The following is an 18,051-nucleotide window of genomic DNA, read 5'->3' as shown; positions in this document are numbered from 1 at the left end:
CGCTACGCGTCGGCCTCGAGCGAGTCGACGAGGCGTTGAGCGAGGGTGCGCAGTTGCAGCAGGTCCTCATCCGACATGTCCAGCCTTCCGAGCAGGGAACACTGGATGGCCTCCGCCTCTGCGCGCAGCTTCTCGCCGGACTCGGTGAGGTGGACGTGAACACTCCGGCCGTCGTCGGCGGACCGCGAGCGGGCGACGAGTCCGGCGTTCTCCAGGCGCGCCAGAAGAGGGGAGAGGGTCCCCGAGTCGAGGAGGAGGCGGTCGCCCAGTTGGCGGACGGTGAGGCCGTCCTCCTCCCACAGGGCGAGCAGGGCGAGGTACTGCGGGTAGGTGAGGCCGACCGACGCGAGGGCGTGCCGGTAGGCGGAGGTCGACGCGCGCGAGGCCGCGTAGAGCGCGAAGCAGACCTGATGGTCGAGGCGGAGATCGGCGGGCATGGGTCCGAGTATCCCCGACAAATCGGTTGCGCTCAATTAGGTTGTGCGCAACACTTCTCCCATGGACGAACTCACCCAGTCACACCGGGCCGCACCCGCGCAGTCGTCACCCGCCCGGGGGCGGCGGATCGGGGAGGCGGTCCGCCACGTCAGTCGCTGGGCCCTCGGCGCCGCCCTGCTCGGCGCGGGCACCGGACACCTCACGGCCATGCGCCAGGAGTTCCAGGCGCAGGTCCCGACGTGGGTTCCACTCGACCCGGATTTCGTGGTCGCCGCGTCCGGGGTCGTCGAACTCGGGCTGGGTGCCGCGCTCATCTTCACGCCGGTTCGTTTCCGCCCCGTGGTGGGCGGGGCGACCGCCGCATTCTTCGTCGCGATCTTCCCGGGCAACATCTCGCAGTACGTGACCGGCACCGCGGCCTTCGGGCTCGACACCGACCGCGACCGCTTCATCCGACTGTTCTTCCAGCCGGTCCTCGTCGCCTGGGCCCTGTGGTCGACCGGTGCGTGGCGCGCATGGCGGGCCCGGTCCCGCCGCTGACGGGGCCCGCCGCTGACCGTATCCGTCGTCCGCCCGTCTCCGGTGGCCCCCATGCGTAGACTCGGCGTCCATGCACTTCGACGAGTACCGGAGTCATGACGCCCTGGGTCTCGCCGCCCTCGTCCGCGGCGGTGAGGTGACGCCGGGGGAGCTGCTCGACGCCGCGACGCAGCGGGCCGACCTCGTGGCGCCGCAGCTCAACGCCATCGTCCGACGGATGGACGGCCCGGCGCGGGCCCGGGCCGCCGAGGAGCTGGCGGGACCGTTCGCCGGTGTACCGTTCCTGCTCAAGGATCTCGGCCAGGACTACCGGGGGGTCCCCACCAGCGGCGGGTCGCGGACCCTGGCAGAGGTGCCGGCGGCCGAGCACGCGACCGTCGTGCAGCGGTGGCTGGACGCGGGCCTGGTCGTCTTCGGCAAGACCAACACCCCGGAGTTCGGCGCGAAGGCCGTCACCGAACCGGCGCTGTTCGGGCCGGCCCGGAACCCGTGGGATACGCGCCGCAGTCCCGGCGGGTCTTCGGGAGGGTCGGCGGCCGCCGTCGCGGCGGGTGTCGTACCCGTCGCGGGCGCGAGCGACGGCGGCGGGTCCATCAGGATCCCGGCAGCCTGCTGCGGACTGGTCGGCCTCAAGCCCGGCCGCGGTATCGTCCCGACGGGTCCGGTACGCGGGGAGGCGATGCACGGCGCGGCGACCAACGGCGTCGTCTCGCGAACCGTCCGCGACACCGCCGCAATGCTGGACGTTCTCGCCGGCGGCGAGCCGGGCGGCCCGTACCTCCCGGCGATGCCGTCAGAGACGTTCCTGTCCCAGGTCGGTGCCGAGCCGGGCCGCCTGCGGATCGGGCTGTGCACGACGTCATCGATCAACGCTTCGCCCCACCCGGAGGCGCTCGCGTCGGTCGAGTCCGCGGGCCGTGCGCTCGAGGGGCTCGGTCATCACGTCGAGTTTCTCGAGTCGCAGCCCGTCGACGACCTCGCACTGGCCCGCGACTTCCTCACGAGCTGGTTCGCGTACCTCGCGTGGACGGTGGAGAGCACCCGGCAGCGGACGGGATGCCGCGACCGGGACTTCGAGACGGACACCCGGATCGTCGCCGCGCTGGGCAGGTCGCAGAGCAGCGTGGACTACCTCACCGCAGTGATGCGTCGCGACGACTACGTGCGCGAGTTGACCGCCTTCTTCTCGGGCTACGACCTGCTCATGACGCCCGGCCTCGCGGATCTACCACCGCTCATCGGCGCCCTCGACACCCCGCCGTGGGCCGTCCGGGGAGCGGAGGCGCTGCTGACGACCCGGACCGCGCCGCTACTGCGTCATTCCCGGTTCGCGGAGTCGATCATCGACGACAACCTGAGCTGGGTCCCGTACACGCAACTGGCCAACCTCACCGGGCGGCCGGCGATGTCGCTTCCACTGCACTGGACGCCGGAGGGCCTGCCGATGGGGGTCCAGTTCGTCGCGCCCCTCGGCGGGGAGAGCCGGCTCCTGCGGCTCGCCGGACAGCTCGAGCAGGCCCTGCCATGGGCCGATCGCCAGCCGACGATAGACGGCGCCGACACCGCCGCGTCGACGAGGTGATGCCCCGAACCGGGGCGGGCGCGACCGGCGGGCCCTCGTGGGGCAGCCGAGACTCGTCCCGACCGCGACCTCGGACCTCCCCGCCTTTCGTCACCCGTGACGTTTCGACTGCATCGTCGAGCACGCACACGGCCGGCACACCGGGACCGAGGATGGCGACGCCGTCCCGGACCGGGCACGGTGCCCAAGTCGCAGCCGGGCGGGCGACGCGAGACACTGTCGGCGCACCAGCCGGGTGGCACAACGGCACGGGGCGCGAGCGCGCCGTGGCGCGGTCCGGAGCCGACGGGTCGGCGGCGTGGGAAGGTCCGGACATACCAGCAGTGTCTCCGACAACAGGTCCGAGGCGGACGAGGGCGGGCACAGTCACGTCGACGCCGCCGGTCGAGAACGGCGGGACAACGCGAGCCCCGAGGATCACGACCTGCGGCCACGTCACGTCGCGCGCCGTCGGCCCCTTCTGGTCCGACCGCCGGATCCACCAAGTGCCGATAATCTACATTATGTAAAGTTTCACTTGTCGGATACGTTAATTCATACTTGACGACCCCTCGGCGCAGGCGGACACTCGGGCCCATGCATACCCCTCGCCTGGTCGAACTCATCGACGCCCACAAGCGTGCCTATGGCGTCAGTGAGTCCGAGCTGGCCCGCCGAATCGGGATCACCCGCCAGAATCTGCACCTGTGGCGCACCCACGGACTGCGCGGCCTGCCGGCCCGGACCACGCTCGACGGCATGGCTGCCGAACTGCGTCTCCCGTATGTCCGGGTGCTCGAGGCAGCCCTACGCGATGCCGGCTACCTCGACGACACCGACCACGTTGCCACTACCGAGTCGCCCCTCTTCTAGGGCATGTCGCTTCACCGGCCTGCGGCCTCAGGGGTGAGGAAATGCTCAGGTATGCTCCCCGTTAGTCGGTTCGGTGCCGCCTGTCCCTGCGCTACTTCTGCGCTCGGAGCCGGGCGATATCGACGCAAGAGGGAATCCGGTGGGAGTCCGGAACTGTCCCGCAACGGTAAGAGAATCCAATGGCGTGGTCACAACATCCCCGCCACCAGTTCTCGAGTCCGACACCTGCCGGCGCAGGGGCGCACCCCGCGCTCCTGCACTCACGGCCGAGGAGCCCTCACACATGAATATCAAGACCCGTCGACCACGGCTGTCCCGTGACAGAGTGGTCACTCTTTTGGCAATGCTCGGCTTGGTGGTCACGACCGCTTGTTCGGCACCTGAGCAGCCCTCCGAAGAGACGCCGGCTCAGTCCATCACGGTTGTCGACGACGCCGGACGGACCGTGGAGTTCGACGGCCCGATCGAGTCGGCTGTGGTGGCTAACCGCTACAACAGCGAGCTGATCCGGGCGATGGGCGACATCGACAAGGTGATCGCCGTCGACGCCAACACCGCCCAGGATCGCGTCTATTGGGGTCAGTTCGATCCGGATAACGTCATCGGCAAGGGCCAGAGCGAACTGAACGTCGAGAAGATCATCGAGCTCGATCCCGAGGTGCTGATCCTGCCGCGCAACGGCAAGGTCGACGAGTACGCGGCCGCGCTGGAACCGGTCGGCATCAAGGTCCTCACCGTCACCGGGTGGGACAACGGCGATTTCGCCTCGCAGCTTGAGATCCTCGGTAGCGCCTTTGACAATGAGGCCGGAGCCGAGAAGGTCACTGAGTTCTTCGAGTCGACCAAGGTCGACATCGCCGACCGCGTGGGCGGAGTCGAACCGAAGAAGACCGTGTACTGGGAGTACGGCGATCCCTATACCACCGCCATTCCCGAGACGTCCAACGACGGGTGGCACCAGATGATCGTGGCCGCGGGTGGGGTCAACATGTTCGGCGACCCCACCCTGGAGGGCGACACGGTCGATCCCGAGCAGATCCTGGCCACTGCCCCGGATCTGATCCTCAAGACGACTTCGGGTGGGGCGCTGAAGAACACCGGCGTCTACACGCCCCCGGCCGACGGTGAGTTCGCCTCGATCGGGCAGGAGATGATCGCGCGTCCCGGGTGGCCGGAGCTCACCGCCGTGCAGGAGGGCAACGTCCACATGATCACCGGATTTGCGGGCGGCGGACTCGGCAAGATTGTCGGAGCGGCCTACCTGGCAAAGTGGCTCTACCCGGAGCAGATGGCGGGCTTCGACCCGGACGACGTCTTCTCCCGGTGGCTGGAGCTCCAGGGTATGGAGCTGCCAGAGGGTCACGTCTACACCGTCCCGGCCACCCGGTGATCTGACAATCCGTGGCGAGTCAAACTACTCGTGATGACCGCCGGACGATCCTGGGAACCCGCCGCACACGGCGACTGATCCTGGTGGCCGCGGCGGCGATCATGCTGGCGCTGGCCTGGGCGGGCGTGGTCAACGGCGTGACCGACATCAGCTCGGTCAGGTTGCTGGCCACGCTCGTACCCGAAGGTGACCGGTGGGCCACCCCGTTGACGTGGAACGAGTGGGTCGCGGTGGTGCAGCTCCGCCTGCCGCGGATCGCCATGGCCGTCGTGGCCGGGATCGGGCTCGCGGTGGCCGGCGCGGGCATGCAGATCATCACCGGCAACCCCATGGCCAGCCCCTTCACCACCGGGATCTCCAACGCCGCGGCCTTCGGCGCCTCCGTCGCGATTCTCACGGGTCTGTCAATCGTCGGGTCCCGCACCCTGGGCACGATGGTCGCCGCGTTCATCGGCGCGGTCCTGTGCTCGCTGCTCGTCTTCTCAATCGCCTCGGTCACGCGGATGGGTCCCACCGCGATCATCCTGGCCGGGATCGCCCTGAGCTATCTGTTCTCGGCCCTGGCGGCGGGACTGCAGTACGTCGCGGACGAGCAGCAGTTGTCGTCGATCATCCACTGGACATTCGGGGACCTCGGCCGGGCGACCTGGTCACAGATCGCGATCGCCGCCGTCGTCGTCGTCCTCGCCTGTCTGCACGCCCGCGCCAACACAGGCAACTACCAACGGTTCGCCGCGGGCGACGATGTGGCGCGGGCCCTGGGCGTCTCCGTCACGCGGCTGCGCCTGGAGACCGGGTTGTCGATCACCTTGGTCGCGGCCACCGTGATCAGCGTGACCGGGGTCATCGGGTTCATCGGCCTCGTGGCTCCACACATCGCGTCCATGCTCGTCGGGGCCGATGAACGCTACCGCCTACCGCTGACCGCGATCACCGGGGCGAGCATTATCCTGGCGGCGGACCTGGTGGGCAGACTGGCCCTGAGCCCGATCATCATCCCGGTGGGGATCGTGGTGTCGCTCATCGGGGTGCCGGTGTTCCTGTGGTTGATCCTGCGCGAGGGCAGGTGGTCGCGGTGACCGATGCGAAGTCCGCGACTGGTCTGAAGGTGCGTGGTCTGTCGGCCGCACACCGCCGCCGCGGCGAGGCCGTGATCGCCGGAATCGACGTGGACGTGGCCCCCGGTGAGATGGTGGGCATCCTCGGTCCGAATGGCTGCGGCAAGTCCACCCTGCTCAAGTCCGTGTGCGGCGTGCTCACCCCCCGCTCGGGCACGATCGTGGCCGACGGAACCGACATGGTGAAGGTTCGCCCGCGCCGACGCGCGCAAATCCTGGGTTACGTCCCCCAGCACGACGATGGGGTGGGCCGAGCCCTCACCGTGGCCGAGTCGATGAGTCTCGCACTGGATCGGCGGCGCCTCAGCGAGGAAGCCACGCTCGACATCGTCCTGGGCATCGCCGAGCGACTCGGCCTCGGGGGGATGGCATCACGCCGCGCCTTCGAGCTCAGTGGCGGCCAGCAACAGCGAGTGCTGATCGGCCGGACCCTGGCCGCGCAGACCCCGTACCTCCTACTCGACGAGCCGGTCAGCGCGCTAGACCTGCGTTACCAGCTGGAGATCATGGAGATAGTGCGCGACCTGGTCCACACCGACGGCGTGGGGGTGGCGATCGTCCTGCACGACCTTAATCTGGCTGCCGCGTTCTGCGACCGACTGATCGTCCTCGACCAGGGACGCGTGCACTCGCAGGGGCGGCCGGCCGACGTCATCACCACCGAGTTCGTCGAGACCCTGTACGGCCCCGTGGCCGATGTGGTCCACCTCAACGGGGCCAGGTACGTGGTGCCGGCCCGGAGAAGGAACCCCGAGACATGACCGACATCCCCGCACTGTTGACCGCCATCGACGGCCTCGGCCCGCCGTTCCGCGTCATCCGCCTGACCCCGGGCGACACGGCTGCCACCGAAACGGCGGCGGGTAATCAACGCTTCCACGGCATGCAGCTGTGCGACCCGGCATCCGGGCAGGCCCGTCGGATGGTGGAACTGCACGCCCAGTTCCGGGGGATGGAGACGGGGCGGCACGCCGGTTCGTTGGTGTTCCAGCGCTACTGCCATCGGGTCTGCGCGGTCGCGGTGGCGGCGTGGATGTTGCACGGCGTGGCACTCGATCTCCACGCGGCGGGGGTCTCGGTCCGGTTCACCGACGGATCGCCCGACCTGCTGACGCTGCACTCACCGCAGGTGCTCAAGGACGCGACCCCGGAGCAGGTCCTGACCGCCACCGTCGACGGGCACCTGCGCCCGCTCGCCGAGGCGGTGAGCGCGGAGACCGGGCCCGGGATGGGCAACCTCATGGGAAACATCGCGGCAGGCTTCGCCGGAGGGTTCCGGGCGCTCGCGGACCGGCCCGACACCGGGCTGACCACCCACCACATCCGCGAACATGCCGAGTTGCTGCTGTCCGCCCGTCCCGAACTGCGCCGGGGAGGCGAATTCCGGATCCTTTCCGATCCCGCCGGACCACGTCTGTTCTACGACCGAAAGTCCTGTTGCCACTGGTACGCCGCCCCCGACGGACGGTACTGCTCATGGTGCTCGCGGCTGAGCCAGGACGAGCGGACACGGCGCTTCGAGGAAGCGATGACTCGCGGGTGAGGCACCCGGACCGCGACCAGCGCGAGCTCGGGTGGGGCGTGGTCTGCCACGTCAGCGGGACTGACGGGCCTGCGATGGCGTTCGAGCGCACGATCCGCCTCGCCCAAGTGGCCGAGGACGCCGGGTACGGCTCATTCTGGGTGGCCCAACACCGCTTCGGAACCGACGACGCCCACCTGCCGTCGCCGCTCCTCCTACTCGCGGCTCTGGCCCGGGAGACCGATCGGATCGCCCTAGGAACGGCATCCATCTCGGCGGCCCTCGAGCACCCGCGCCGACTCGCCGAAGACGCCGCCGTGGTGGACATGCTGTCCGGCGGGCGCCTGGAGCTGGGGCTCGGGAGCGGATCGGACCCGATCGCCTCCACTGCGTGGGGGCTCGACCACGACCGCAGGCACGGTCGGTTCTGGGAGGTGGTGGACGAGCTGAGGGGGCTGCTCGTCGGCGCGATCCACCCGCGGCTCCATCCGCCCGCTCCTGACCTGATGGACCGTCTGTGGATCACCGCCGGCAGCAGCGAGACGGTGCTGCATGCTGCCGGCCGCGGCCTGGGGCTCATCGCCGGTCGGCGACGCGTTCGCCCTGGAAATATCCCGGCGCAGGAAGACCTCAGGGTCGCGGCCCTGTTCGATACGTTCACCGCTGCCGGAGGCGGGAAGATCGCGGTCTCCCGGCCCCTCGTGGCGACCGAGGAGTCGTCCGTCGCCGACTGGGTTGCCGCCGAAGAGCGCAGGGTCCGCGGGCTGGGGGCACCATTGACGATCTCCACCGGCACCGCCGCGCACATTCTGGACGCGCTCTCCGCGGACCCCGGGGTGCGACGAGCGGACCGCGTCCTGGTCCACACCCGCCCCATCGACGTGCCGCATCAGGTCGAGGAGACGAGCCTGCGGATGCTCGTCGACCGGCGAGCAGGCGGGAGCTAACCCTATCGACGCAGTGACCGGCACCCCGTCTGAGCGGGGCGCCACCCAAGCATGTCGCCGGTTGAGCCGAGGTGCTGCCGGGAGTGAGCCATCTGCGCCGGTGTGTAAAACACTGCAGTGCAGTCGATTCGAAACCGCCGAATGCCTGCTCCCGTGGGACGGAGGTCGCGTCGATGCGATCCGATCAGGCACACAAGAGAAAATCCGGTGGTGCTTGACCGCTTGACGAACTGCATGAAGACCGCTGATGTCGAAAACGGCGTGAAACCCAGCACCACCTACGAGGAGCACTACGGTCGGTCACGGGCTACTCGGTCGAAAGAGCGCGCCTACCAGCAGCCATGCGAAACCGATAACCAGACGTTATGACAAGGGTGAAGGCAGGCACGCTCGGTCGTCTGCCTTCACGGTTCCGGCTCCCATTGCATTGATTTTGTCCGCTTCGAGCCGACACCCACCAGTTTTGTGCGCAAGCTCTGACGAACTACGCCAGCCCATAAAACTAGACTGTGCTGATGGCTACGAAGAGGGTGTCCCCTGCAGTGCTTGTGCCGCTGCAAGAGGCCTTGGCTACTGCTTACTGGTTCAAAAACGATCTGAGAGCATTCCTGCGCAGCGCCACCGGCGAACCCGAGCTGATCGCTCAGCTCGACTGGGGCGGTTCGTATAAGAGAGCCATCGTCCGTCAACTAGTCACTACGCTCGCTGACAACCAGCACCGGTACTTCGACACCCTAGTCGCGCTGATCTTGGCAACAGCTGAGATCGATCCTTCCTCACTGAAGCGGCTCGATGACGGTGCCGCCAAGTATGAGTCCGCAATCGCGGCACTCAGAGTCCTTCAGGACATGGTCGGACCGTACCGCGCTATGCGGTCGGAAGCAGAGGCGGCAGCGCAACGTCGCCGCCTTGACCAGGAGCGCGCCGAGCAGAAACAGGCGCTCGCACGTGAGACATCGGAGCTGAACGCCGAGTTCATTTCTATGCACTCCCAGCAAGCGCAGGCGCGTGGCTATGCCCTGGAAAACCTGCTCAATCGGCTCTTTGCCCTATACGACATCGACGTAAAGGGACCGTTCCGCATTCAAGGGGAACAGATCGACGGCGCCTTCACGTTCGAAGGAACCGACTACCTCCTGGAGGCAAAATGGACGCAGGAGCTGAGCACCACTTCCGACCTGTCGATTTTCGCAGAAAAAGTGCGTCGCAAGCTGGACAACACCCTTGGGTTGTTTCTCTCCATCAGTGGCTTCCAGCCCAACGCCGTGGCTCTGAGCGGAGAAGGTGGCCGACGATTGTTACTGCTCGCAGAGGGTTACGACTTGGCGATGGTGCTCGACGGGAAGATCCTGCTAGACGAGCTGCTACGTCGGAAGAAGCAACACGCGGCCCGCACCGGCGAGATCCTACTTCGCGCTGCAGACATCCTGTCCTGAAAACATCAACGGATGCCGATGCTCTCTCACACCCCTGTTGATAGTCGGCCGGAAGGTGTCGTTCAGGCCTTTTTCGGCATGCGTTCATGCACACGCAGAGCCGACTCAGTAAGTCGAGTCAGCGGGTAACCGGCGAGGTGAAGCCACCGCAGGACACCCCATTGCAAGGTGGCGGCAGCGGCCTCTACAACCTCTGTGATGAAGACGGGGTCCGGCATCCGTGTGCTGCGAAAATGGCCAGGCTCGTACTCCTCACCGATCTCGACGTCGTAGCCGACCATGCCGAACCAGTTTTGACCGTGCCCCGCTCCGCTGGCCGCGTTCCATAGGAACGACCAACGGTCGGCGTCACCGCCGACCGTTTCCGCCGCCTGGCGAACAAGCCCCTCGTATCCAGGCGGTTTGTCCTTCGGTGAGGCACCAGCTCCGAGGTCGCCGGCGCGCTGCACGGTGTCAGCCATCCGCTGGTCAATGCGCTCGACAGGGTATCCCCCAGCCAGCTGTGCCTTGCGCTCGTACCCGAAGTCCTTGTACATCATCCGCAGTAGCCGACGCACGCACTCACGTGGGTCGTCAACATCGGCCAGCAGCCAGACCGCATGTGCTCCAGACTCAAGACCGGCCCTGCCCATGAGCAAGTACGGCCGGTATCGCACATTATTAACATGGGCTTCGTCGAACGAGTACGGCGCCACCAGGTCGGCCCACAGCAGCATGTGCTCGATGCCCGCGCACAGGTAATTGTGCGACCACGCCGACACCTTTTCCCACGGGTACAACGCATCGGCGCACGCGAGGAGGCTGGCGGGGATCGGATCGACCGCACCGTCCAGAGCGAGTTCGCACGCCCGGATTGAGTAGGTCGCGCGCACCCAACGCTGCTGGTGTTCCTCACTGAGGAAGCCCTGGGGTGATGCCATCGGAGGATCATCGCACCAGTGCATTCGCCCAGTAAAGCGCAGAGGGTGAGACAGGCTCCTCGGGTTGGTCCCGAGCGGTGGCGCTCACTCCGGCCATATCGAGACGCTCGCGAGGCGCTGACAGTACTGCGTTATCGGTGGCGACCTCCATTTGACCGCCCCCTCTCGACCTCGCGCTCGGCTCCTGAGCTGTCCCGGGGGTTTCGGACACCGGATCTGAGGCGGATGATCGCTTCGGGAGGGAGTCCAGGATGCCTGCTGCCAAGCCGCCGGAATTTCGGCGCCGAGCTGTTGAGCTTGCTCGTCTGCGGGAGAAACCGATCGCCGAGATCGCCCGGGACCTGGGGATCAGCGAGTCCTGTCTGCGCCGGTGGATGGACCAGGCCGACGTCGACGAGGGGCATAAGTCCGGTCTGACGAGCGACGAGCGTGCGGAACTGGCGCGTCTACGCCGTGAGAACCGTGTCCAGGCGATGGAGATCGAGATCCTCAAACGAGCCTCGGCGTACTTCGCCCGAGAGAACGTGCTCCCAAAATAGTGGCCCGGCTGATCCATGACCTCGCCGCCGACGGGTTCCCCGTGGCGGTGGTCTGCCGGGTCCTGCAGGTACCGCGATCGTCGTACTACGACGCGATAGCCGTGCGTCCGCCGACGGAACGCGAGATCACCGACGCGCATCTGCCGAACGAGATCATCGACATCTATGCCGCGAGTCGGGGCACCTACGGCGTCCGGAGGGTGCATGCCGACCTGGTGCTGCGGCGCGGTCACCGGTGCGGTCACTGCCCCAGCTACCGCACCGAGCCTTCATCACTGCCGATCCTGGCGGCCCAACGCATGGGGCTGATGCATGAGTAGGTGACATCTGATCTGGCTTGCCCTGCGGGGCGGGCCTGGAAGGATGTTGCTGTGCCCAAGCCCTACCCCCAGGAGTTCCGCGACGACGTCGTCCGGGTGGCTCAGTCCCGCGAGGACGGTGTCTCCCTGGACCAGATCGCCCGGGACTTCGGTGTCCATCCAGTGACGTTGCAGAAGTGGATGCGCAAGGCCGACGTGGAGGCCGGGATCAAACCCGGCACCACGTCGGCCGAGTCGCGTGAGCTGCGCGAGGCCAAGCGCCGAGTACGTCTGCTGGAGCAGGAGAACGAGGTCCTGCGCCGCGCTGCTGCCTACCTGTCCCAGGCGAATCTGCCGGGAAAAGGTGGTACCCGCTCGTGAACGAGCTCGCCGCTGACGGCATCGCTGTCACGGTGACGTGCCGGGTACTCGGAATTGCTCGTCAGCCCTACTACCGGTGGCTCAAAAAGCCCGTGACCGACGCCGAACTGGCCGAGGCGTACCGGGCCAACGCCCTGTTCGATGCCCACCGCGAAGACCCGGAGTTCGGGTACCGCTACCTGGCCGACGAGGCCGAGGCCGCGGGCGAGAAGATGTGCCGGCGAACCGCTTGGCGGATCTGCTCGTCCGGTGGCTGGACCAGCGCCATCAGCCGAAAGGGCCGCGGCAAGCACCGCAAGGCCGGCGAGCCCGTACACGACGATTTGGTCGAGCGGGACTTCACCGCCTACGGTCCGAACGAGCTGTGGCTGACCGACATCACCGAGCACCGCACCGGCCAGGGCAAGCTCTACCTGTGTGCGATCAAGGACGTCTACTCGGGACGGATCGTCGGGTATTCGATCGATGCGCGAATGAAGTCCCGCCTGGCGGTCAACGCTCTGAACAGCGCTGTCGCCAGGCGGGGCGAGGTGACCGGTTGCATCCTGCACAGCGATAGAGGATCTCAATTTCGCTCGAAGAAGATGCAGAAGGCCATCCGGCGACACGGCATGCTCGGGTCGATGGGCAGAGTCGGCGCGTGCGGTGACAACGCGGCCATGGAGAGCTTCTTTTCGCTGCTGCAGAACAACGTCCTTGACCGCCGATCCTGGGCCACCAGAGACGAGCTCCGGGCTGCCATCGTGCACTGGATCGAACGCACCTACCACCGCCGCAGACGGCAGGACCGCCTCGGCAGATTGACCCCGATCGAATACGAGACCATCATCAACCATGAGGCCCCTCAGGCCACTCAGGCCGCGTGACTAACCCTGTCACCTAACCGTGCACCACCCCCAAGCTTTCGCCGCACGTCGTCTTGACGCGCGAGTTGTTTCGATCGATCGCCACTACTCACCTTCGTCCCACACGGCGTGAACAAAGCTCGCCGCCCGCCTCTCGCTAGCGCGCGCGTTCGCACTCCGAGCGACCCGAGGGAATGCGCTAGTGAGCGCGCAGGACCTGATGTGCGATCTCCACACATAGGCGGACGGGCACTACTCGAGCCAGCTAGATCATGCGTAAAAGCAGACTGCCTACTGAATGCTGCCCTAAATCCGGACAATGCCATGTACATTTCAACAATGTCTCTATTGACACCCACTTACGGATATGACTACCGTGACGGCAGTCCAACACGAAAGGAGATGGAAATGAACTTCGACCACCACAATTGATGTAGACGTGCCGATGCTCGACGCCCTTTCGGCGTCGAGCATCGGCATTGCCATTCCAAATAAAGCCCCCGTCTAACAAAAGGCAGCATGTCCATCAGTTCAGATACACACCCTAATGTCGAGAACAAACTACTAACGTTAGCTCCATACGTATCTTGGGGTTGGATTGGTGCCGATCTTTACGTATGCGGGGGAACGAAACAACAAGTTATACCTGGCACATTGCCACCAACTCTAACTGCTGCCGCGGTAGGAGTTCTTGAGTCTCTTCGTTCGGGTGGCCTATCGAAGGCGCAGCTCACCAATGCCCTACGAAACACAGATGGGACCGAGACTGAGAAGCGGGACGTTATCGGAATCCTCACATCTGCGCACCTGACAATGACCGAAGACCGGGATCCTTCAGACCGCTACGACCGACCAAAACTCTACTACAATTACGCTGGTGGCAATCCTAGCGAAACGCAAGAACGAATCTCCGCCGCGCACGTAGCAATAATAGGATGCGGAGGGATAGGCAATATCCTGTCCTCGGCGTTAGTGAGTTCTGGTATCGGGTATATTACCCTAATCGACTGTGACACTATCGAAGAGTCAAATCTAACTCGCCAAATAATGTTTCGAGAAGCCGATGTTGGACTCCCAAAAATCGATGTGTTGGCGCGGGAGCTTCGTAATCTCAATAGCGTCACGGAAGTGCGAGTTATTCACGCAGATATCACTGACGAGGACGTCCTTGCGGAAGCATTGCCGCATTGTGACTTCGCGGCATTGAGCGCGGATTCTCCGCCGCAGATAATTGAATGGCTAGACCGAATTGCTCTTCGTCGAGGGCTCCCCTATCTTCCAGTCGGTTACGTTTGCGACATGCCGGTAATCGGCCCCATGGTGGTGCCCGCACTCGGGTCGCCTGGATGGAATAGCGGCAGTTCATTCATCGCAAAGCAGTCTTCGACTGAGCATGTGGATCGCAGTGAACACGCACCTCCCGCCCCTAAAGCTAAGACGCAAGCGCCGAGCCACGCTTGGACCAATCTCGTCGCATCTGGACTGGCGGTCGACGACATACTGTGCTATCTAGGCGGTTTCGCCACGCCCGTAAGCCTCAATCGCCGAATTGGATTAAATAAGACTGGTCTATACTTTGAAACACAACAGTTCGACTAGAACAGCAGATTTGCGAACCTCGCGTCATAGAAGGCAGCTGTCTAATGGGGCGTCGGCTCGGGTTGTTCTGTACGTGAGCGCCGCCTTTGGGGCAGCTCGAATGTTCATCGGCGCGACAAGTGCGCTCTACCTTGTAAGCAAGGGGGTGCAGCCGGAGCATGTATTCTATCTGAAGGCCTTCCAAGCGGGCGCAATGCTAGTAATCCAAGTCCCGCTCGGTTGGATATCTGATCGAGTTAGTCGACGATGGCCAATAGCAATCGCAATTATCCTGGGCGCATTATGGTTACTCCTGACTGCCGTTTCTACTAATATTCCAACCTTGTACGTTGCGGAGTTATGCAATGCATTATCGTTGGCGCTGATGGCGGGCGCTTTGCACGCGGAGTTTGTCGACAGATCGATTGCCCATCATAAAGACAATAACCGAAATGAATCAGATAATCTGGCGCAAGATATCAGCCGTTTAAATAACTTTGAGTTCCGAGCAATGGCTGTATCTGCCGGCCTTGGCGGATTGATTTACGGCATTGCACCCACTACAACGTGGTTGATTGCCTCTGCGGCTTGCCTGGTTATTTTCACGTCATACGTATGGTACTCAGCTAAGTTCCCACCTTTGCCTGAGGCAGAGGCGGATGGAACGGTACGTACATTGCGCTTGATGATTAGGACGCTCAGGGATTCACATCGCGGCGTCCTGGCACCATTGCTCGTTGGCGGAATTTTATACGCCGGATTCCAGATTGCAATCCAGTACTGGCAACTGGCCATCAATCGTTCCGGGCCCGTACTGTCGTCAGAGTTTGCGACGGGTATTGTGTTCGGTCTTATTTTCGTGATTATTCTGGTAGTCCAATCCGGAATTAGCGGACTGCTTAGCTCATTCGATCGGAAACGTTGGCTGTTGCCAGTAGCAATAGCTGTGCCGCCCCTCTTGTGGTTCGCTATTCTCTATTTGCCATTGTGGCCAGTTCAGGCTGCAGCTACTGTCCTATATTTCTGGATCTACCGAGCGGCATTCGTTTACTACGATGTGATTATGAATAAAGGTGTTGCAGAGGGAACTCGTGCGACCGTGTTGGCGACGAGGGCGACATCTGGACGATTGATTGCTCTAGCTTGTGCACCAATTGTGTCGTCTGCGGTCGCCGTGATGGGGCCAGCTGGCGCCGTACTCGTGGTTAGCGCGCTATCGGTCCTTGCGGGATTACTCGCGCTGCTAAACCCTGAAACGACTAGATCCAATTGAATCACCGGGGCAATGGTGGGAGTTCGCTGAAATCCAGTAACGACATGTGCTTCTACCTTCGGTAGTACTGATTCTTTCGAGCTGGCCCCCACAGGTCTCAATTACGGCTCGCGATGCGCTGTTGTTCTTGTCACACGTCACTAGTATTTGTTCTACCCCGATAGTTCGCAGCCGTGCGATGGACTGGCGTAGGATTTCGGTAGCGTATCCACGCCGACGGTGTTCCGGTGCCACGGCGTACCCCACATGTCCGCCGAATGTGAGGAGATAGTCGTTGAGCTGATGGCGAATCGATACGCGCCCGATCGGGACCCCGTTAACTTCAGCGACGAGAAACTCGGCTCTAACGCGACCCGGCGGAAGTTCAATTCCGGATGCCTCTCGATCGACTCTTTCAAGAAACTCGTCCCAGGTTCCCTCCATCGGTAGGAAGGTAAAGTCATCTCGACGCAGTTGTTCGTGAATGCGTCGTAGTGTTACTTCGTCACGGTATTGTGGTGGTCGCAGCAGTAAAGCCATGCAACCGATCATCTCACGATTGGGGCGAAGTCGCAGTGTTCAGAGAGGACACACTCGGGCCACGAGGCACCCACACTGAGTCGATGGACACCAGTTTCTTCTATGAGGATCTCGCTCAGCTCCAACTTCTCACTTGACACCGTGCTCAACGGACAGAACTAGGCCGGCTCCCGAAGAGGGCCCGTTCCATCAGTCTTCTTCGCCAACGGAAGCCGCGACAACCCGCCAAACGATGCCGAGAGTCCTACCCGCCTCTCGCTACGAGGGACGCCGATGCATCGGTATGGCGCTCGCTCTCTCATTTCCTTGGTTGTGGGACGGTCGCCAGTCCATTCACTTACCCGCCCGCCCATTGCACGCTCGATGGCGTCTTTCCATGAGTACTGTTTGGCGGTCCGACACGGGATCCAGCCCTCGTAACTCCTGATGGCGCGATACTTAACGTGAGGTTGCCCGTCTCGCGCCGACTGTTCGGTACAGCGCCCAGACGATCAGCCCCACGACTGGCAGCAGGAACGCCACCATGAACCACAGAAACGTTTCGGGCCACGACGCTCCCCGACGCCGTTCCGTGACGGCGATCGCGATCGGGATTAGCAGCCACACCAAGACGACGAGTAGCCACACGATGTCGTAGGCCAGCGGGATCACCGCGGCCGTGCCGGCTTCTGCGACAGTCATATCGAGTCAGATCCCCGTGATGGAGTAGTCGCGCTCAATGTTTGCGGTGGCTGCCCCCCACGCACTGCCTTGAACTCGGTCCTGATGCCTGCGGAACGAGGCGGCGTCGTCAAAGACCTCCTCGACGCGCCACACCAGACGATCCTCGGTTGGGGTCACAGTAAACGACCTGCAGCCCTGCTCAGCTCGCGTCAGCTCGATGTGACGCAGTAGATGATCGGCGACCAGAGCGGCTTCGCGCTCGTCGCGACACACCAGTCGGCCCTTCAGATGAACTTCGGTCACCGCCCCAGTATCGGCCACTCCCTCGCCCGCAGGGCCCTGAACAGTGCAACGAGACCGCTCATCGGCGGTCACGGCGTGTGAGGCTGGAGGGCGCGGTACAGCGTGGAGCGCCCGACTCCGAGATCGCGGGCGATCGCCGATGGCCCCTCCCCCGCTTCGACGCGGGCGCGGGCCTTGTCGATCTGCTCGTCGGTCAGGACGCGTTTGCGTCCTTTGTACTTGCCCTTTGCCTTAGCGATGGCGATCCCCTCGGCCTGGCGTTCGCGAATGATGGCCCGTTCAAACTCAGCGAACGCCCCGAGCAGCGAGAGCATCAAATCTGCTCGAGGATCCTGGGCACCGGCGGCGTAGACGGCCCGCTCGTGGACGAATTCAACGCTCGCGCCCTTGGCTGTAATCTCACCAACGATCTGCTTGAGGTCGACCAGAGACCGGGCGAGTCGGTCCATCGACGCGACAACCAGCTCGTCACCATCGCGCAGGTACCTGATGCACTCGGCGAGCTTCACCCGATCAGCACGAGAGCGAGCCGACTGCTTCTCCACGTAGACCTGATCGCACTCCCCAACCGCCTCGAGCTGACGCGCCTCATTCTGATCCGCGGCCGACACCCGCACGTACGCCACCCGCTGCCCACGAGGTCGCGAGGCCCGGCGAGCCGGCTTCCGGACCGGCTTCGACTTTCCCTCGACGATGTTCTCCGAGTCCGTCGACTCGACTCGGATTGACCAGTCCAGCTCGTCCCGGCGACGGAACCGAGTCCGCACGCTCCCGCGGCTGACGATGAGCACCTCCTCGCCACCATCACCCGAAGGGTTCAGCAACGTCCCGATCCGATCAGCCACCAGAAGACCCTCCCGCCCGGAATCTGTATCACTACACCCTAGACCCGAAGGGACAACGTTT

Annotated in this window: 20 protein-coding genes and 1 riboswitch; of the genes, 14 read left to right on the top strand and 6 right to left on the bottom strand. The window is 64.3% G+C overall.

The window, feature by feature from the left end; genetic code table 11:
* Positions 1-2 precede the first annotated feature (2 nt).
* Positions 3-437: a MarR family winged helix-turn-helix transcriptional regulator gene (locus tag C3V38_RS13575; protein ID WP_106386005.1), complete on the bottom strand. Its 435-nt coding sequence runs from the start codon at positions 435-437 to the stop codon at positions 3-5.
* A gap of 61 nt (positions 438-498) precedes the next feature.
* On the opposite strand from C3V38_RS13575, the gene C3V38_RS13570 reads away from it, so the two are divergent.
* The 9 genes from C3V38_RS13570 to C3V38_RS13530 all read left to right on the top strand — a co-directional run bounded on the left by C3V38_RS13570 (position 499) and on the right by C3V38_RS13530 (position 9,825).
* Positions 499-978 carry a hypothetical protein gene (locus tag C3V38_RS13570; protein WP_106386004.1) on the top strand — a complete coding sequence of 160 codons (480 nt, stop codon included), beginning with the start codon at positions 499-501 and terminating at the stop codon, positions 976-978.
* A gap of 70 nt (positions 979-1,048) precedes the next feature.
* Positions 1,049-2,560 carry an amidase gene (locus C3V38_RS13565; RefSeq protein WP_106386003.1) on the top strand — a complete coding sequence of 504 codons (1,512 nt, stop codon included), beginning with the start codon at positions 1,049-1,051 and terminating at the stop codon, positions 2,558-2,560.
* A 576-nt stretch (positions 2,561-3,136) separates the two neighbouring features.
* Entirely contained in the window at positions 3,137-3,412 is a 276-nt protein-coding gene (locus C3V38_RS13560) for an XRE family transcriptional regulator (protein ID WP_106386002.1), read from the top strand.
* A gap of 93 nt (positions 3,413-3,505) precedes the next feature.
* Positions 3,506-3,660, top strand: a riboswitch (cobalamin riboswitch).
* Between the two features lie 95 nt (positions 3,661-3,755).
* Entirely contained in the window at positions 3,756-4,802 is a 1,047-nt protein-coding gene (locus tag C3V38_RS13555; protein WP_254425993.1) for an ABC transporter substrate-binding protein, read from the top strand.
* Between the two features lie 11 nt (positions 4,803-4,813).
* Positions 4,814-5,881 (top strand): iron ABC transporter permease, encoded by a 1,068-nt coding sequence (locus C3V38_RS13550; protein WP_106386001.1) that lies wholly within the window; start codon positions 4,814-4,816, stop codon positions 5,879-5,881.
* Positions 5,878-6,681: an ABC transporter ATP-binding protein gene (locus tag C3V38_RS13545; protein ID WP_129591192.1), complete on the top strand. Its 804-nt coding sequence runs from the start codon at positions 5,878-5,880 to the stop codon at positions 6,679-6,681. The genes C3V38_RS13550 and C3V38_RS13545 overlap by 4 nt, the downstream gene beginning before the upstream one ends.
* On the top strand, positions 6,678-7,463 hold the full coding sequence (locus C3V38_RS13540; RefSeq protein WP_106385999.1) for a ferric iron reductase: 786 nt from the start codon (positions 6,678-6,680) through the stop codon (positions 7,461-7,463). The genes C3V38_RS13545 and C3V38_RS13540 overlap by 4 nt, the downstream gene beginning before the upstream one ends.
* Positions 7,460-8,389: an LLM class flavin-dependent oxidoreductase gene (locus tag C3V38_RS13535; protein ID WP_165001121.1), complete on the top strand. Its 930-nt coding sequence runs from the start codon at positions 7,460-7,462 to the stop codon at positions 8,387-8,389. The genes C3V38_RS13540 and C3V38_RS13535 overlap by 4 nt, the downstream gene beginning before the upstream one ends.
* A 515-nt stretch (positions 8,390-8,904) precedes the next feature.
* Entirely contained in the window at positions 8,905-9,825 is a 921-nt protein-coding gene (locus C3V38_RS13530) for a hypothetical protein (protein ID WP_070719742.1), read from the top strand.
* Between the two features lie 62 nt (positions 9,826-9,887).
* Here C3V38_RS13530 and C3V38_RS13525 read toward each other — a convergent pair whose 3' ends face one another.
* Complete coding sequence (locus C3V38_RS13525; protein WP_070719741.1) at positions 9,888-10,745, bottom strand: hypothetical protein; 858 nt, start codon at positions 10,743-10,745, stop codon at positions 9,888-9,890.
* Between the two features lie 251 nt (positions 10,746-10,996).
* Between C3V38_RS13525 and C3V38_RS13520 the strand changes: the two genes are divergently transcribed.
* The 5 genes from C3V38_RS13520 to C3V38_RS17385 all read left to right on the top strand — a co-directional run bounded on the left by C3V38_RS13520 (position 10,997) and on the right by C3V38_RS17385 (position 15,660).
* Positions 10,997-11,284, top strand: coding sequence for a transposase (locus C3V38_RS13520; RefSeq protein ID WP_061230111.1), 288 nt, complete (start codon positions 10,997-10,999; stop codon positions 11,282-11,284).
* Positions 11,284-11,604 carry an IS3 family transposase gene (locus C3V38_RS13515; protein WP_106385997.1) on the top strand — a complete coding sequence of 107 codons (321 nt, stop codon included), beginning with the start codon at positions 11,284-11,286 and terminating at the stop codon, positions 11,602-11,604. The genes C3V38_RS13520 and C3V38_RS13515 overlap by 1 nt, the downstream gene beginning before the upstream one ends.
* Positions 11,605-11,655: 51 nt before the next feature.
* Positions 11,656-12,830, top strand: a protein-coding gene (locus C3V38_RS13510; RefSeq protein WP_106385267.1) for an IS3 family transposase whose coding sequence is annotated in 2 segments (ribosomal slippage) — positions 11,656-11,940 and positions 11,943-12,830 — 1,173 coding nt in all. Because the reading frame shifts where the segments join, the coding sequence is not laid out codon by codon here.
* Between the two features lie 498 nt (positions 12,831-13,328).
* Entirely contained in the window at positions 13,329-14,408 is a 1,080-nt protein-coding gene (locus C3V38_RS18365; RefSeq protein WP_082767869.1) for a ThiF family adenylyltransferase, read from the top strand.
* A 100-nt stretch (positions 14,409-14,508) separates the two neighbouring features.
* Entirely contained in the window at positions 14,509-15,660 is a 1,152-nt protein-coding gene (locus C3V38_RS17385) for a hypothetical protein (RefSeq protein ID WP_217354145.1), read from the top strand.
* On the opposite strand, the gene C3V38_RS18360 is transcribed toward C3V38_RS17385, so the two are convergent.
* From C3V38_RS18360 to C3V38_RS13485, 4 genes are all read right to left on the bottom strand, one after another.
* Positions 15,631-16,179 carry a GNAT family N-acetyltransferase gene (locus tag C3V38_RS18360; RefSeq protein ID WP_082767871.1) on the bottom strand — a complete coding sequence of 183 codons (549 nt, stop codon included), beginning with the start codon at positions 16,177-16,179 and terminating at the stop codon, positions 15,631-15,633. The two genes, C3V38_RS17385 and C3V38_RS18360, sit on opposite strands and share 30 nt — an antisense overlap.
* A 438-nt stretch (positions 16,180-16,617) precedes the next feature.
* Positions 16,618-16,860, bottom strand: coding sequence for a hypothetical protein (locus C3V38_RS13495; RefSeq protein WP_061230042.1), 243 nt, complete (start codon positions 16,858-16,860; stop codon positions 16,618-16,620).
* A 6-nt stretch (positions 16,861-16,866) separates the two neighbouring features.
* Positions 16,867-17,145 (bottom strand): putative quinol monooxygenase, encoded by a 279-nt coding sequence (locus tag C3V38_RS13490; protein ID WP_061230041.1) that lies wholly within the window; start codon positions 17,143-17,145, stop codon positions 16,867-16,869.
* Positions 17,146-17,213: 68 nt separating this feature from the next.
* Positions 17,214-17,990 carry a recombinase family protein gene (locus tag C3V38_RS13485; RefSeq protein ID WP_106385996.1) on the bottom strand — a complete coding sequence of 259 codons (777 nt, stop codon included), beginning with the start codon at positions 17,988-17,990 and terminating at the stop codon, positions 17,214-17,216.
* Positions 17,991-18,051 lie beyond the last annotated feature (61 nt).

The sequence above is a fragment of the Dietzia sp. oral taxon 368 genome, from assembly GCF_002999155.1.
GTDB lineage: Bacteria > Actinomycetota > Actinomycetes > Mycobacteriales > Mycobacteriaceae > Dietzia > Dietzia cinnamea.
Note: the sequence above shows the minus strand (reverse complement) of the source record. Positions and strands in the feature narration are given on the sequence as shown.